The organism is Acerihabitans sp. TG2, assembly GCF_035013185.1.
Classification (GTDB): domain Bacteria; phylum Pseudomonadota; class Gammaproteobacteria; order Enterobacterales; family Enterobacteriaceae; genus Acerihabitans.
Map to the genome: position 1 here is coordinate 59,934 of NZ_JAYGJO010000007.1, position 15,190 is coordinate 75,123.

The 15,190-nt window shown below is 51.1% G+C and carries 15 protein-coding genes and 1 pseudogene; 5 read left to right on the top strand and 11 right to left on the bottom strand.

The window, feature by feature from the left end; translation table 11 throughout:
* Nucleotides 1-74: 74 nt before the first annotated feature.
* Both SJI19_RS08490 and SJI19_RS08495 read right to left on the bottom strand, forming a co-directional pair.
* Nucleotides 75-944 carry a hypothetical protein gene (locus tag SJI19_RS08490; protein WP_323477824.1) on the bottom strand — a complete coding sequence of 290 codons (870 nt, stop codon included), beginning with the start codon at nt 942-944 and terminating at the stop codon, nt 75-77.
* Nucleotides 945-1,132: 188 nt separating this feature from the next.
* Nucleotides 1,133-1,330 carry a hypothetical protein gene (locus SJI19_RS08495; protein ID WP_323477825.1) on the bottom strand — a complete coding sequence of 66 codons (198 nt, stop codon included), beginning with the start codon at nt 1,328-1,330 and terminating at the stop codon, nt 1,133-1,135.
* Nucleotides 1,331-1,552: 222 nt separating this feature from the next.
* Between SJI19_RS08495 and ybiB the strand changes: the two genes are divergently transcribed.
* Together ybiB and SJI19_RS08505 are read left to right on the top strand one after the other, a co-directional pair.
* On the top strand, nt 1,553-2,533 hold the full coding sequence (ybiB, locus tag SJI19_RS08500) for a DNA-binding protein YbiB (protein ID WP_323477826.1): 981 nt from the start codon (nt 1,553-1,555) through the stop codon (nt 2,531-2,533).
* A gap of 92 nt (nt 2,534-2,625) precedes the next feature.
* The gene (locus SJI19_RS08505) at nt 2,626-4,485 is read left to right on the top strand and encodes a M3 family metallopeptidase (protein ID WP_323477827.1); all 1,860 of its coding nucleotides are present in this window, start codon (nt 2,626-2,628) and stop codon (nt 4,483-4,485) included.
* A gap of 10 nt (nt 4,486-4,495) precedes the next feature.
* Here the strand turns inward: SJI19_RS08505 and SJI19_RS08510 are convergent, their stop codons facing one another.
* From SJI19_RS08510 to dps, 4 genes are all read right to left on the bottom strand, one after another.
* On the bottom strand, nt 4,496-4,717 hold the full coding sequence (locus tag SJI19_RS08510) for a hypothetical protein (RefSeq protein ID WP_323477828.1): 222 nt from the start codon (nt 4,715-4,717) through the stop codon (nt 4,496-4,498).
* A 192-nt stretch (nt 4,718-4,909) separates the two neighbouring features.
* Complete coding sequence (locus SJI19_RS08515) at nt 4,910-5,545, bottom strand: flavin reductase family protein (RefSeq protein ID WP_323477829.1); 636 nt, start codon at nt 5,543-5,545, stop codon at nt 4,910-4,912.
* Nucleotides 5,546-5,565: 20 nt separating this feature from the next.
* Nucleotides 5,566-5,832: a DksA/TraR family C4-type zinc finger protein gene (locus SJI19_RS08520; protein ID WP_323477830.1), complete on the bottom strand. Its 267-nt coding sequence runs from the start codon at nt 5,830-5,832 to the stop codon at nt 5,566-5,568.
* A 122-nt stretch (nt 5,833-5,954) separates the two neighbouring features.
* A complete protein-coding gene (dps, locus tag SJI19_RS08525) occupies nt 5,955-6,461 on the bottom strand; it encodes a DNA starvation/stationary phase protection protein Dps (protein WP_323477935.1) in 507 nt (168 codons plus the stop codon).
* Nucleotides 6,462-7,177: 716 nt separating this feature from the next.
* Here dps and ompX point away from each other — a divergent pair.
* Nucleotides 7,178-7,696, top strand: a complete 519-nt coding sequence (gene ompX, locus SJI19_RS08530) for an outer membrane protein OmpX (RefSeq protein WP_323477936.1) — start codon at nt 7,178-7,180, stop codon at nt 7,694-7,696.
* A 281-nt stretch (nt 7,697-7,977) separates the two neighbouring features.
* Nucleotides 7,978-9,573, top strand: coding sequence for an ABC-F family ATPase (locus tag SJI19_RS08535; protein ID WP_323477831.1), 1,596 nt, complete (start codon nt 7,978-7,980; stop codon nt 9,571-9,573).
* Nucleotides 9,574-9,629: 56 nt separating this feature from the next.
* Here the strand turns inward: SJI19_RS08535 and moeB are convergent, their stop codons facing one another.
* Together moeB and moeA are read right to left on the bottom strand one after the other, a co-directional pair.
* Nucleotides 9,630-10,397, bottom strand: a complete 768-nt coding sequence (moeB, locus tag SJI19_RS08540) for a molybdopterin-synthase adenylyltransferase MoeB (protein ID WP_323477832.1) — start codon at nt 10,395-10,397, stop codon at nt 9,630-9,632.
* A gap of 9 nt (nt 10,398-10,406) precedes the next feature.
* Nucleotides 10,407-11,642 (bottom strand): molybdopterin molybdotransferase MoeA, encoded by a 1,236-nt coding sequence (gene moeA / locus SJI19_RS08545; protein ID WP_323477833.1) that lies wholly within the window; start codon nt 11,640-11,642, stop codon nt 10,407-10,409.
* Nucleotides 11,643-11,957: 315 nt separating this feature from the next.
* Between moeA and SJI19_RS08550 the strand changes: the two genes are divergently transcribed.
* Nucleotides 11,958-12,128 (top strand): hypothetical protein, encoded by a 171-nt coding sequence (locus tag SJI19_RS08550; RefSeq protein WP_323477834.1) that lies wholly within the window; start codon nt 11,958-11,960, stop codon nt 12,126-12,128.
* A 93-nt stretch (nt 12,129-12,221) separates the two neighbouring features.
* Here SJI19_RS08550 and SJI19_RS08555 read toward each other — a convergent pair.
* The 3 genes and pseudogenes from SJI19_RS08555 to SJI19_RS08565 form a co-directional block, all read right to left on the bottom strand.
* Nucleotides 12,222-12,491 (bottom strand): annotated as a pseudogene (locus SJI19_RS08555) (transposase); the annotation flags it as partial.
* 573 nt (nt 12,492-13,064) lie between these two features.
* Entirely contained in the window at nt 13,065-13,532 is a 468-nt protein-coding gene (locus tag SJI19_RS08560) for a DUF6392 family protein (RefSeq protein WP_323477835.1), read from the bottom strand.
* A complete protein-coding gene (locus tag SJI19_RS08565; protein ID WP_323477937.1) occupies nt 13,529-15,187 on the bottom strand; it encodes an S-type pyocin domain-containing protein in 1,659 nt (552 codons plus the stop codon). Before SJI19_RS08565 ends, SJI19_RS08560 begins: the two co-directional genes overlap by 4 nt.
* Nucleotides 15,188-15,190: the final 3 nt, after the last annotated feature.

The following is a 15,190-nucleotide window of genomic DNA, read 5'->3' on the forward strand; positions in this document are numbered from 1 at the left end:
AGGGCGATATTAATGCGTCCCGCGGGCTCCGAGCCCAGTGAAACGGTCAATCGCGGTTTATGGCATCACTGGTTTTAGCTCGCGGCAATGGCTTGTTTAATGATCTTTTCTGCCGAATGCGTCACCTGTTCAATTTGACCCGGACAATTAAAGATAATTTCGTAAACCCGGCGGCTGATGCTGGCAGTCAATTCAGTATTAGCGATCTTGTTTAATGCAATATAATTCATGGTCGCATGGGTGATCGAGGGTTGGGCTTTGTCGGCCAAATTTTTGACCTGTGAGAAATCTTGAGTTAATCCCAGATCGGCCAACGTACCCTGGATAATTTTTTCCTTGTTGAATTTATCGTTAAGGAACTTTTTCCCGTTGCTATCCTGCTTAGGGGCTGCGGAATCGATCGTTCGATTTATTTGTGCAGGGATATAGGTCGCAAACTCTTGCGCCTGCCATTCTATTTTCTTAGCCTTAGTCGGCATTTCGTCTGTTTGTAATTTCTGTACAATATTTTTTGCGACCTCATTGATAAAGGCGTCTCGGGACAAGCCTGCATCATCCGTCTTTTCCAACAGGGTGAATTTAGTTAATGTGACAGCTGCTTTGTCGTTGAGGTGAGACGATGTATTTCCCATATCATCTTGATTTTTGAAGACTAATAAAATATCCTTTGCCGCTTTATTGTTGGTTGCGTCATTAAAAATTTCACCCTGGGCGCTAATCTTTGTGACTTTTATTCCATTATTAATATCTATCACATCCTCATAATATTCAACATTTTCAATGCATTGTGATCTTTTCACTCTGGACAGCTTAGCCGTGCTGTTAGAAATGCCTATAGTCCTTTTAACCAGTTGAAACGATTTACACATTATTTTTTTAATGTGCCCAAAAGGGGGCGTTTTAACGGGGATCGTCTGTGTTGGGTATTGGTTAATTGATGGCATGCTTTTTCCTGTTTTGACCTGATATTATAAATGTGATTTCGCAACCAGCAGGTATAATGGTTGCATTTGTTGACCTAAAACACCTATTTTCATAAACAAGGTGTTATAGGGTTTACCCTAAGTCTGTTGCGTGACAAATTGTGGGTGTAAATAAAAGTACATTATTTTTTAATGTTTATATCATAAGTTCATTTGCGACGGGAGTTGATGGTGGAAGAATCAGCGTTATCTGCAAAAAACCGAAATATATCAGTCTTCTTTGTAAAGTTAGCTGTATTACTGCCAACTGGATTTTGACGTATCTTTTCAACAGTTAAATAAATGTGGTTAAGGTTTTTGTTTATAAAATAAAGCTTCACTTTTTCGGCAGTGAGATAACTGTCCATGAAGGTTATCCCACGTTGGTCAATGTTAACCTACTGTCGATGAACATGTTAAATATTGATACCAATGTCTTTATTAGTGCGATAATGGAAGCTATGGTTATCACTAACCGGTTTGGCGTTTGGCTTCTTCATCGCGCTGTGACATCTGCCAGCCCGACGTTGCGCACAGCGCTGGGCTGAAAGTAAAATCACACTACAGTAGCGGACGGACAACGAGCGGCTATGGATTACAGCAATATAATCAAAGAAGTAGGGCGGGGAAAACACCATGCCCGTGATTTGGACCCGTCAACGGCCAAGGAACTTTATCGGGCCATCCTGGCGGGACAGGTGCCTGATCTGGAACTTGGCGGGTTGTTGATTGCGTTTCGCATTAAAGGTGAAGCTGAAGGTGAAATGCTGGGCTTCTATGAAGCCATGCAAGAGCAGGTGATGGCGTTGCAGGCTCCGGCCGATATGCCACCGCCGATAGTTATCCCCAGCTATAATGGTGCGCGCAAGCAGGCGAATCTTACCCCTTTGCTGGCGTTGGCGCTCGCACGGCTAGGTTTTCCGGTAGTGGTACATGGTGTTACCGAGGATCCGAACCGGGTGACCAGCGCGGAAATCTTCCATGAGTTAGGTATCGCGCCGCAACTGTCGGTGCTGGCGGCGCAAAGCGCGCTGGTGATGGGCAGTGGTCCGGTGTTTATTCCAGTGGCCCAGTTGTGCCCGCCGCTGGATACGCAGTTAACACTGCGCTGGCGCATGGGTGTACGTAACAGCGCCCATACCCTGGCCAAGTTGGCGACGCCGTTTCATCACCATATGCACTGGCGCTTATCCAGCGTCTCGCATCCGGAATATATCACTCGCGTAGGGGCGTTTTTCCGCGCCATCAATAGCAGCGCTCTGCTGATGAATGGTACCGAAGGTGAAACCTATGCCAATCCTCAACGTTTGACCCGTATTTTTGGTCTGCATCAGGGCGAACAGCGGTTACTGCTCGATCCACAACTCTACCCCTTGCCACCGCTCGAATCACTACCGGCAGCGCGCGATGCCGTGACCACCGCGCGTTGGACCGAAGCCTGCATGCGCGGTGAGTTTGCCCTGCCGCAAGCCATCCGCCTGCAACTGGCCTGTATTTTGACGGCCACCGGGCAAACGTGTGATATCGCGCTGGCGTTAGACTATATTGATCGGATTATCAGCCGGTCCTGATAAAAATATTTGTCGTTGGCCCGGGGTTATCGGCCCAAACGTCGTCACGTACATCCTGTATTTACGTGGTCTAATCAAGGAGATAACAGCCTATGCAGCAGGCAGTGAATTATTTTAATGCATTGAATCGCGACTACTTGGCAATCCATACCGCCAAAGAGGATTTGTTCTGGCAGAACTATATGGCCATTGGCGGTCAAGATGTTTCCGAACGTTTTGCTTTGGCCGAGCAGGCCTATAAACGTTTTATCGCCAATCCCGCCCGTCCGGGGGAAATCCGCAGCCATATCGCGACGCTGGAAACGGCAGTTTCCGGGCGAGATCGTGATGACACCCTACATGGTCTGCGCGGCTGGGCACGTTTTTTTGAGTGCAATGTCATTGAAGATCCCGCAGCGCAGGCCTTAATGGATCAGATCATCAAGGTGGAGAACGATCTCTACACTCGGCGTAAAACTCTCACGCTCACCCATCTTAACGAGAACGGAGAACGGGTGGCGGCGACGCTGGGGGAATTGCTGACTAATCAGGCCAACAATGCTAACGAGGGTTATCGCCAAAGTTCGCAGCACGCCCTGCGTGAATTGGAGCAGTGGCTGCTGCAACAGGGATTCCCACAGTTGGTGAGTCTGCGCAATCGCTTTGCTCGACAAATGGGCTATCGCAACTATTTTGATTATAAAGTCAATAAAACCGAACGCATGACCCCCGAACAGCTGTTTGCCATTCTGGACCGTTTCGAACGGCAAACCCGTACCGGCAACCAGCGCAGCCTGGACGAACTGGCGGCGGAAAAAGGATCGCAGGCACTGCTACCATGGAATATTCGTTATGCCACCGCCGGTGACGTGACCCGTCAACTGGATCCTTATCTGCCGTTTGCCGAGTCATTGTCCCGCTGGATAAGCAGCTTTAAGCGGCTGCATATCGATTTCAACGGCGCTCAGCTCCAGCTTGATCTGCTGGTGCGCAAGGACAAATACGAAAATGGATTTATGCATGGTCCGGTAGCACCGTTCTGGCAACAGGATCAGTGGATACCAGCACGGATTAATTTCACCAGCCTGGCCAAACCCGATCAGACAGGCAGTGGCATCAGTGGTATTAATACCCTGTTCCATGAAGGTGGCCATGCGGCGCATTTTTCCAATATCCGGCAAAATGCCCCTTGTTTCTCGCAAGAGTTTCCTCCGACCTCCATGGCCTACGCCGAGACGCAGTCAATGTTTTGTGACAGCCTGCTCGATGATGCCGACTGGTTGCAACGTTACGCCCTTAACGGCCAAGGCGAGACGCCGCCGGAATCGCTGATTCAGGCTGCCATTGCCGCACGTCAGCCGATGCGCGCCTTTAATGAGCGGCACATTTTGCTCGTGCCTTATTTTGAATGGGCGCTCTACCAGTGGGATGACGATCGGCTAACCCCGGAAAATATCACGGCATTGGCGCGGGAAAATGAACAACGCATTCTTGGTGTCGAAGGCAGCCCGCGTCCAACATTGGCCATCCCCCATCTGTTATCCCAAGACTCCGCCTGTTCCTACCAAGGCTATTTGCTGGCGTTAATGGCCGTGGAACAAACCCGGCAATTTTTCCTTAAGCGCGATGGTTATCTGACGGATAACCCGGCCATTGGACCGGATCTGGCGGCCCATTATTGGCTGCCGGGCAACAGCGTCACCCATGATGATACGCTGCGTAGCCTGACCGGTGAGGGATTTAATCCTGACTACTTGGCACAAGCTTGCAACCACACCGTTGAGCAGGCGTGGCAACAGGCGCAGCGGGTCATGGCACAAAGCCGGTCTCGACCCATGCCACCCGACGATTTTAATCTTAATGCGCGCATTACTGTGGTGGATGGCGAACGGTTGTTGGCATCCAATGAGCAAGGTGATGATGAGATGTGCCGACAGTTTGCCGCCGTTATCCACCGGGATTACCCCGAATAAACCGTGCGGTTTAGCGTTTGTGATACACCGGGCTATATCCGTCGGTAGCCTGGTTTTTGCCCGGGGAGAAAATTTGCCGTGGGCATTTACTGGCCGTCGTGGCGGTAGTTTTGTTCAGACAAGCGCTGTCAAGGCGCGGGTCGTGCGGCATATCTGGCAGGCGATAAGGGGGTGACGCATAGGCGGTTGCACTAACGATAAGCACAAAAAGGGTTAAACAAATGTGTTTCATAATAATCACGTTGTAAATAGTATCATGTCGGATACTTATGATACGCCAGCTTCGACTAAATCACAGCGATGATTATTAACAGAAAGTGTCATATTTTTTGAAGTCACCGCAACCCGCACTAACGGTACGCGTTGCGGTGATGGCCTTATTGATGCGCCGGTGCGTGCTGCCGATGTGCCGTTAACGCGGTGGCTACGACCGATCGTCGGGACGCACCAAATCAAACCGCAACGCTTCGGAAATTCCGTAATAGGCACTGGGACCGCCCGCACGCAAGATAGGCTCGGCGGCGGCGGTTTGATAGATTCCCTGCTGATCAAATAGCGACTTGTCTATATGTACTGCGATCACCTCACCAAGCACTAGCCAGCTATCCAACTGTTTACCCTGGACATCCTGCAACTGGATACATTGGGTCAATTGACACTCAAAATTTACCGGGCTTTCCGCCACCCGATGGGCAGCCACACGGGTGCCTTTCACCGGCGTCAGGCCAGCAAAGCTGAATTCATCTTCGCCCGGCGGCAACGACGCTGAGCAATTATTCATGGCTTGCGCCAAGGGGCGAGTCGCCAGATTCCAGACAAATTCACCGGTGGTGCAGATGTTGTCCACACTGTCTTTCCAGCCAATGCTGCAAAAACCGATGATTGGCGGGTGATAATTGAAACAGTTAAAAAAACTGTAGGGTGCTAAATTACGTTGTCCCTGGGGGTTAACTGACGCAATCCAGCCAATGGGGCGTGGACCGATAATTGCGTTTAACGGATCGTGGGGAAGACCATGACCGTTACGAGGTTCATAATAATGGAATTCCGTTGCAGGCATGGGGATCTCCCTACTCATATTCAGCGCAGCTGACTGTCTTTGCTGCCTCGCCGGTTATAACCGGCGTGATGCTGGCGTTGTTTATCCAGGGCGCTCTGGCACTGAATGCAAAACTGCACCCCGGGCAACGCCACCCGGCGCGCGGTGGGGATCCGTTCGCCGCATTCCTGGCAATGTTCTGCGCTTACGCCCTTGACTTGTTCCTGCCGGGCACGTTGTACCGCATCGTTGATAGTCGAATCAATCTGGTCTTGCACTGCGCCGTCCGGCGCCCATCCGCTCGCCATAATTATCCTCCATCGGTCAAGAGCATGGTTGGCAATAAAAAAAGCCGACAGCCTGCGCTGTCAGCCTTTTATCGAGTCTGAGGCAACCGGACGCCAGGATTTACGCCGGTTAGCCAAGACTATTATTCAATATTGGACTCGATAAACCACAGGAATTTATCCAGGTCACGGGAGGCCGCGGTGAAGATATCGGCGGTATCTTCGTCTTCGCCAGCGTCGCCAATCGCCTTACGGGTATGATTGGCAACCATGCCATAACGATCCGCTAACGCTTTGAGATGATCCTGTACACTATGAATATTGGTCGGATAGCTGGTCAACGGGGTTTTGTCGTTAGTGACCTGAACCGTACCCAACGCGACCCCCCCTAATTGGACCACACGTTCGGCAATGGTGTCCTGGTGGTCAAGGATACCCGCACGGAATCCGTCCAGCATTTCGTGCACCGCAATAAAGTTTGCCCCACGCATGTTCCAGTGAGCCTGTTTGGTGATCAACGCCAAATCGACATATTCGATCACCAGACGATTAAGCAGCGCGATACTGGCGTGTTTTACCGAGTCGTCCAGATCGTTGCGAGTGTAAATAAGTTCGGAAGATTTCGTTTTAACCAGTTTAGCGGTACTCATCATTAATCATCCTCTTACGTGTTCGTAATTGATTTTGTCTAGGTCTATCACATGCATAAAGTATAGCAGTGTTTGACCATTACGCACCCTATCACTCTTATCGTCGTCACCTTTTGCGCGGGTGCTAACAGGGTTAACCTCTGCGACACTACTGAGGCTGCCAGGTTACAACCCGTCGCACACAACTGCCATTTTTCGCACTCGGCAACGCAAATCGAGAGAAATTGCGCTGACACTAGGCAATGACCGGTAAAGGTGAATGGGGTGTACAAAAATAATACCCGGTTGCCCACCACTGCACCGTTATTATACCTACTATAGTATAGCGCCTACATTAACCATGGGTGGGTGTATCATGCGCGTTGCATATTATGTTCCAGTTGCACATTATTTACTAAATAATTACCCATTGCGTTAAAAGGTATGTCTAAATATGAAAACAACGACAGCAGTAATGAAAAAAAACGAACGGCAACCCTAAGCCATGGGCTATTTTTTAAGCATTCGGTTAGGATTAATCTGGATATCTTGTAAGGGCAGGTAAACGCCAAAAATAACAAATGTCAGCAAAACATAAGGAAAATGAATAGGATAGAAGTATCTGAAAACTTATGTTACACGATACGTTTAATTGGACAACATTTATTAAGCAGAGTTTCGTGCTGCATTTTGTTATATTTTATCACTTAGGACGTACATTCACATTTGAGGTGGTTATGAACAAAATTGCATGTCTTTCAGCGTTAGCTTGTGTATTAGCAGTCGCCGCAGGTTCCGCTAGTGCCGGTGAAAGCACCGTTACTGCGGGTTATGCCCAAGGTGATATGCAGGGCGTTATCAATAAAGCATCCGGGTTTAACTTAAAATACCGTTACGAAATGGACGGTTCTGAACCTTGGAGCGTAATTAGCTCGTTTACTTATCTGGAAAAAAACCAGACTAATAACGGCGTTTATCAGAAAGGCCAATACTACGGTATCACTGCCGGTCCGGCATACCGTATTAATGACTGGGCCAGCGTCTACGGCGTGATCGGCCTCGGTGCAGGTAAAACCACTGATAACAGCCAGAATGGCGGCGACAAACAAGGCTTTAGCGATGTTGGCGTAGCTTACGGTGCTGGCCTGCAGTTCAACCCGATGGAAAACGTTGCACTTGACGTTTCCTATGAACAAAGCCGCATTCGCAGCGTTGACGTCGGCACATGGATTGCCGGTGTTGGTTACCGCTTCTAAGTACAGTTATCGGGCATGGCTGAGTGTATCAGCCATGCTTTTTTTTTTAGTGTTGCACCGCTTTGCCTTCCCATCTTGTGATAGTCCCTTGTTCACTAAAAAACTTCTTTTTATTCCCCTATTTGAACCGAAAGCGCGTGAATGGCCACCCCGGTCACGCTGACACCAACAGCGCGGTTATTTTTATCAAATTGGCGCAACCGCATACAGATAGAGCAATCTTGCTGTGGAGTGTGGCATAATGTGGGTAATGTCACGTTTTTTAATGAAGAGTGCCTCTTTTGCTAATTTGTAACAACATCACCATGCAGTTCGGTAGCAAACCGCTATTCGAAAACATCTCCGTTAAATTTGGCGGCGGCAACCGTTATGGCTTGATCGGTGCCAACGGCTGCGGTAAGTCAACCCTGATGAAAATCCTTGGCGACGATTTGGTCTCCAGCGCCGGTCACGTTGCTCTCGACCCCAATGAACGCTTGGGTAAACTGCGCCAGGACCAGTTCGCTTTCGAGCAGTATTCGGTGCTCGATACCGTGATCATGGGCCATGCCGAACTCTGGGCGGTGAAAGAGGAGCGTGATGCTATCTATGCCATGGCCGATATGACCGAACAACAGGGTTACCGTGTGGCAGACCTTGAAGTGTTATACGGGGAAATGGATGGCTATACCGCAGAGGCCCGTGCCGGTGAACTTCTGCTGGGCGTCGGTATTGCGCTAGAACAGCATTACGGCCCGATGAGCGAAGTGGCACCAGGCTGGAAACTGCGGGTATTGCTGGCGCAGGCGCTGTTTGCCAACCCCGATATTCTGCTGCTTGATGAACCGACCAACAACCTGGATATTAATACTATCCGTTGGCTGGAACAGGTACTGAACGATCGTAATAGCACCATGATTATTATCTCCCATGATCGGCACTTTCTGAATATGGTCTGTACCCATATGGCCGATCTGGATTATGGCGAGCTGCGCATTTATCCCGGCAATTACGATGATTATATGTCCGCCTCCACCCAGGCGCGTGAGCAGTTGGTGTCTGGCAACGCCAAGAAAAAAGCACAAATTGCTGAATTGCAATCCTTTGTCAGTCGTTTTAGCGCCAACGCGTCGAAATCCCGTCAGGCCACCTCCCGCGCGCGTCAGATTGAAAAAATCACCCTTGATGAGATCAAAGTCTCCAGCCGTCAGAACCCGTTTATCCGTTTTGAGCAAGATAAAAAATTATTCCGCAACGCGCTGGAAATTCAGCAGTTGAGCCAGGGTTATGCCGGACAGCCAGTACTGTTCAGCCAAATGAGTATGATGCTGGAAGTTGGCGAGAAGGTGGCGGTGCTGGGTGCTAACGGTATCGGTAAAACCACCTTTCTGAAAACGTTGATGGGCGAACTGGCGCCAGCCAGTGGTACGGTGAAATGGTCCGAGAATACCAATATTGGTTATTATGCTCAGGATCACACCAGCGAATTCGCCGACAATATTACGGTATTTGACTGGATGAGCCAGTGGAAGCAGCCCAGTGATGACGAACAGGCGGTGCGCAGTATCCTCGGCCGTTTGTTGTTTAGCCAGGACGATATTAATAAGCCTGTGAGCGTGTTATCCGGCGGTGAAAAAGGCCGTATGATGTTCGGCAAACTGATGATGGAAAAACCCAATATTCTGCTGATGGATGAGCCGACCAACCATCTGGACATGGAATCCATTGAATCTCTGAACTCGGCGCTGGAACTGTATCAGGGTACCTTGATTTTCGTTTCCCATGACCGTGAATTTGTCAGCTCGCTGGCCACGCGGATCCTTGAATTTACGCCGGAAAAAATCATCGATTTCAGCGGCAATTACGAAGATTATCTGCGCAGCCAAGGGCTCAATTAATCCAGCCTACGCCCCCTCGAATGACCGCCATGGTGCAAAGGTACCATGGCGGAAGATCACACCTCGACTCGCGCCTTGCCGCACACTTCGCACTGTGGATCAGGTCGCAGGGTCAATTCCCGGAACTGCAGCGTCATGGCGTCATAGATCACTAGCCGGCCTGCGGGTGTGCTGCCGAACGCGCTCAATAGTTTTATGGCTTCCATCGCCTGCAGAGAACCAATGATACCCACCAAGGGCGCCATCACGCCTGACTCGGCACAGGTCAGGCTCTGCTCGCCAAATAAACGGCTTAGGCAGCGATAGCAGGGTGCGTCGGGCTGGTAGGTGAATACACTGATTTGACCTTCCATGCGGATCGCCGCCCCTGAAACCAAGGGTACCCGGTGGCGATAGCACAGGCGGTTAAGCTGTTCACGGGTCGCCACGTTATCGGTGCAGTCCAGTACCACGCTATGTTCGACAACCAGCGTATCCAACGCTGCATCCTCGAGCATGGCATTGATTGGCGTCACCGTCACATGGGGATTGACCGAACGCAGGGCCTCGGCGGCGGAATCTACTTTGGCCGCGCCGATGCGCTGGTCGTTATGCAAAATCTGCCGCTGCAGATTCGACAGTGCGACGGTATCAAAATCCAGCAGCGTCAGCTGTCCAACCCCGGCGGCGGTAAGATAAAGCGCTGCGGCACAGCCCAAACCGCCGGCGCCAACGACCAGCGCCCGAGAGGTTTTTAACCGTTCTTGACCATCAAAATCAAAACCACGCAAGCTAATCTGCCGATCATAACGCAGCATCTCCGCATGACTCAGTTCGTCCGCCATGATGTGACCCTAGGATAACAGCAAATGATTAAATGGCTCGATGGTGACCCACTCTCCGGCAGCCACCGGCCCTTGTTCAGCGTCCAGCACAATAAAACAGTTGGCCTGGCTAAACGAGCTAAATACATGAGAACCCTGCGGGCCGGTACTGCGTACTTCCAGCCCACCCTCGGGGATACCATAAAATATGCCGCGCTGAAAATCCATCCGTCCCGGGGTCTTTTTAAGTGGTGCCAACAGGCGGGCGCGTAAGCGGGGGGCTAAATGCCAATCCACCCGTCCACTTAGCCGGACGATCAACGGTTGTACCAACTGGTAAAAGGTGACCGCCGCTGACACCGGGTTGCCCGGTAGTCCACAAAACCAGGCATGTTCAAGCTGGCCAAAAGCAAAGGGCTTGCCGGGTTTAATCGCCAACTGCCAAAAGTTGATGCTTCCCAGTTCCTCCAGTATGGCCTTGGTATAATCGGCTTCGCCAACCGATACCCCGCCGCTGGTAATCACCAGATCTGCCCGTTGATCGGCGTCGTGAAATGCGGCTCGCAGTGCCTGGGCGTCATCGGCGATAATGCCAAGATCGATGACCTCGCAGCCCAACTGTTGCAACATCAGTCGCACAGTAAACCGATTGGTATCATGGATTTGCCCGGCAGCTAACGGTGCACCGATCGGTTGGAGCTCGTCGCCAGTAGAAAAGAGTGCCACCTTCAGGCGGCGTATCACCTGGATTTTATCGATGCCCAAGGAGGCCAGCAGTGGCAGTTCGGCCACGCCTAATGCCCGCCCAGCCGGCATAACCTCTGCGCCCTGGCGAATGTCGTCGCCAATGTGCCGGATATTTTGCCCGGGTTTTACCGCAGCGGTAAAACACACACCGTCCGCTACCGGGTTCGCCTGTTCCTGCATAATCACTGCATCGGTTCCTGCAGGAATGGGGGCGCCGGTCATGATGCGCAGCACTGAGCCATCTGGCCAGTCGCCGCTGAACGGCACGCCGGCAAAGGCTTTACCCGCCACCTGCAAGGGGGCGGAACCGCCAAGATCGGCCAGACGTACTGCATATCCGTCCATGGCCGAATTATCAAACGGCGGCACATTTACCGGTGAGACCACGGGCCGCGCGGTAACCCGGCCGGCGGCATCGGTTAACGCGAGGGTTTCAATTTCATCAAGAGGGTCTACTACGCCGAGCATGCGTTCCAGCGCCTGGTCTAGCGTAAGTAAGGGGGTAGAAAACGCTGCCATATCAACTCCTGTCACATCGGCCGCGGGATCTGTGGCCTGATAACCCCATAGTATCATGGTTATTCCATCGGGGAATCTGCCCGGTTATTTTTCGATTTGCGGGAATCTTGGTTGGAGTATCTCCGCCATACCGAAGCGGTGCGGGACTATTGGGTGCAGCAAGCCAGCCAGGCTGGAAAAGGCAAATAGGCCAGCGTAGTCGATGCTTGGACGAACTACAAAAACACAATTCGGTAAAACGGGCATTCTGCCGAATTGCTTTGCGCACAGACTCACTCCGTATAAAGTGTGAGTAATTTATAATGAGGTTGAAAAATGTTCACCACGTCCGCTCAAGAAGGTCGCTTTACAGCATTAGTTTTGATGGGGTTTGCATCCTTCATGGCCTTCCACATTGCTTCGGACTGGCAAAAAGATCCCCATCGCTTGCAGACGCCGGGACTTGTGCACCTGAAGTGGTCGACAAAAATTGGCCACTCAACCTGACTGTTCATCGAACAGCCGCTCCGATTAGTTTGGTGTTAAACCGCTGCTATACCAGTGAGGCCTGAGCTCGCTGCGGGTGTTATCAGCCGAGATGTCCGGCGTCGGCAACTCGGATATCACTTCAACGGGTAATAATACCGGTTTTGATGGCGGCGTCATTGTGGTTGGTAGGCGTTGGGATATGCGGCCTTCCTGTTGCCAAAGGCGTAACCATTTAAAGATAAGATTACTGCCAACGCTATTCTCACGGGCGATTTGGGACACATTAGCACCAGGCTGGGACGCCAATTCAACCATCTGTAGTTTAAAGTCGTCGGAATAGATGTTACGGGGACCGTTACGCCAATTAGTGGGTTTTTCCATAGATAGAACTCTTTCTAAATGAGACGGAGCTCTAACCTACCTACCTTGAGGAATAGATAACAGACGGCGCGGGCTGTACGCTTACGACTACCGCGCCTGTTCAGGTAACTAATTACTTGAGTCCAACCCTGAAAGACACGACGAATCGCCAGTGGCGGTAGCCATTGGTAACTGGAGGTTTGCGGGAAATCTACGGATAAATGCATATATTGATATATGCGATTATTTCTTGAAGGTTTTGGCCTATTGAGGCTAAACTGACTGTACATATTTGGTGACTGTTTCCCGCGAAGATTCAGTTACCGCGCCGATTGGAAGTGGTCGAAGACTTCTAATCGGACGAGAAACCCGCCTAGGCGGGTTTCTCGTTACTGAGCAGGAGATTACGCTCAGATATAAAGGATCTCGAGAGGATCTTTTTAAGATCCTCTCGATACGTGATTACCAGCGTAATTCCGAAGTAGGGAAAAATGAGACTGACTTTACCATCTCGGCCATGTCATATCTGACTTGCATACTAAGTGGAATCATTAATAATTATAATACGGCCACCAAGTGTGGTTGACATAGCTATTACCAACGAAGTTCAGAGGTTGGTAGAAAAGTTACTTTTTTGACCATACCTTGCAAATCATAACTAACTTGCATTGCTATAGGCATATCGAATCCCACGGCGGTATAGCGCTCAGTCCATCCAAATGCAATTTTGGCTATTACTTGTGGCGGTTCTTCTTTATCGGGCTTGCCGAATGTTTCATGCATCCACTCACGAGACATGCTAACTTTTAAGGGAGAAGGTAGCTCATTAGGGAAAACCCAATTCTTAATTTTATCATTCTGAATTCGGAGAGATAACTCACGAAAAACCCCATCTTTTCTATGGAACGCTAAAAATACCCCTTCCTTAGCCATATCCAACGTAAGTATAGGGGAACCAGATGCACCACGAGGTTCTGTTTTGTAAAAAATTAAGCCAGCATCAACAATATCCCTGTATTTTTTACCAAGACTGCGGATCAACGCATCTATATTTACTGTCATTTGTATAACCCTATATCAGAATTCAACTCGTGCATTCTCGACCTTGCAGCCTCTATCTGAGCATCACTAGCACCATGCTCTTTTAATGCAGGTTTTATTGCGTCAACATTCCTATCAACAGCAGAACGAAGGTTTCCAGAATCCCGTTGAATCTGTGCTTCGCTATTACGCCCGCCATATGTTTCACTTATTTTATGATGGACCTCTTTCGGGATAACAATAGCTGCGACTTGGTCCGTCAAGACAGCAATCTGTTCAATATCCATCGTGGGGTATTTTTCCATATAATAACGCTCTACTGCCGCCCTTGAAGGAATATGGTCAGCCTCATATTTCCCCTGCCGTGACCGGCGCTTAAAGTCGCTGTACAGCTCAACCTCGAGGAACTCCACCGGCGGCTTGCTCAGGTAAATATAAATCGGCGGGATATTCGGCATCGGCAGGATCAGAATATAATCCGCGAAACTCTTCTCTTCCGGCGCCGGGCTGGTTGTCGTCGTTATCCCGGTGCTCTCTGGCAGCGGGTCTACTATAACCGAACTCGGCAGCACCGGCCGCGCCTGATTGCCCGTGTTTGACGGCACATTCACACCGCTGTGATCTGGCGTCCAGATTATCGTGATCGGATTGTCTTCTTCCGTGGTGAACGTGTACGCCTTCCGGCTGTTGTCCCACTCCATCCGCCGCAGCCGCACCATGTCTTTGCCCGGTGGCGTATGCCAGCCACGCGGTACAGGGTTACCCTGCGGGTTATTTTCCCAGGTGAAACGTACCCGGCTCGGCACCTCCCGCATCTGCTCCGCACGCATACGGTCGATAAAATCTTGTTCGCCGTCGTTGAGCCGCCCCGGCATCATTCCCACCAGAAGCGCAGCAATAGGTGCTCCGGGTCCGGCTGCCAGAACACGTCCCGCAGTCACCGCCCACGTCCCGGACGTTGCAAACCGCCCAGCCACCTGCTCAAGCACGCCCGCGCCCGCCGTCGCCGCCTGAGCACGTACCGCGCTGGCCGCCGCCGCCGTGACCGCCTGATACTTCACTTCCTCATGGTTGCCAAACCACCATTTGTACAGTGCACCACGCGGCTTCGGCGCGGTTTCCTCCGGCGTAGACGGTTTTTTCTTCGCCGTCTGCGCGTACTGAGGAACATCGTTCTCCGTGGCTGGGTTGACTGTCGGTGTCACACGAAAAAGACCCATTTCCGCAAAGTGGGTGTGCGGCTCCCGCGCATCACCGGCATCGTTGCAGCCGTCGCCCCGCAGGCACGATTTCGCAAACACCCGGTTACGATCCCGCTCTTCTGCCTGTTGCTGCGCCTGCGCTTCCCGTTCAGCCTGTCGCGCAATCATCAGCGCCGCCTGCTTTTCAGCCGCCTGTTGCTCCGGTGATTTTCCCGCACCCATCCACTGCCCCTTAGGGGCAATAATCCTGTTGCTTTCCTCAGGACAACCGCACCGCACGATGGAGCGATCCACCGCCGCCGCGACACCGTCCCAGATAGAATGCGATTCACCGTCAACAATTACCCCGGACTGGTTACACTTCGGACAGGTCGTCGTCCGGTCACCCACCCGGACAACGGCGCGACCGTGCTCGGTGTGGTTTGGCAGGGTGGATAAAATGGTCGCGCCCGTTGTCGTTTTGTCACCGTGCAGGGC

Bases quoted from the DNA above. Each gene is read 5' to 3' on its own strand.
- SJI19_RS08495 (WP_323477825.1), bottom strand. From the start codon at position 1,330: ATGGACAGTTATCTCACTGCCGAAAAAGTGAAGCTTTATTTTATAAAC.
- SJI19_RS08515 (WP_323477829.1), bottom strand. From the start codon at position 5,545: ATGCCTGCAACGGAATTCCATTATTATGAACCTCGTAACGGTCATGGT.
- moeA (WP_323477833.1), bottom strand. From the start codon at position 11,642: ATGGCAGCGTTTTCTACCCCCTTACTTACGCTAGACCAGGCGCTGGAA.
- moeB (WP_323477832.1), bottom strand. From the start codon at position 10,397: ATGGCGGACGAACTGAGTCATGCGGAGATGCTGCGTTATGATCGGCAG.
- ybiB (WP_323477826.1), top strand. From the start codon at position 1,553: ATGGATTACAGCAATATAATCAAAGAAGTAGGGCGGGGAAAACACCAT.
- SJI19_RS08520 (WP_323477830.1), bottom strand. From the start codon at position 5,832: ATGGCGAGCGGATGGGCGCCGGACGGCGCAGTGCAAGACCAGATTGAT.
- SJI19_RS08550 (WP_323477834.1), top strand. From the start codon at position 11,958: ATGTTCACCACGTCCGCTCAAGAAGGTCGCTTTACAGCATTAGTTTTG.
- SJI19_RS08490 (WP_323477824.1), bottom strand. From the start codon at position 944: ATGCCATCAATTAACCAATACCCAACACAGACGATCCCCGTTAAAACG.
- SJI19_RS08505 (WP_323477827.1), top strand. From the start codon at position 2,626: ATGCAGCAGGCAGTGAATTATTTTAATGCATTGAATCGCGACTACTTG.
- dps (WP_323477935.1), bottom strand. From the start codon at position 6,461: ATGAGTACCGCTAAACTGGTTAAAACGAAATCTTCCGAACTTATTTAC.
- SJI19_RS08560 (WP_323477835.1), bottom strand. From the start codon at position 13,532: ATGACAGTAAATATAGATGCGTTGATCCGCAGTCTTGGTAAAAAATAC.
- ompX (WP_323477936.1), top strand. From the start codon at position 7,178: ATGAACAAAATTGCATGTCTTTCAGCGTTAGCTTGTGTATTAGCAGTC.
- SJI19_RS08510 (WP_323477828.1), bottom strand. From the start codon at position 4,717: ATGAAACACATTTGTTTAACCCTTTTTGTGCTTATCGTTAGTGCAACC.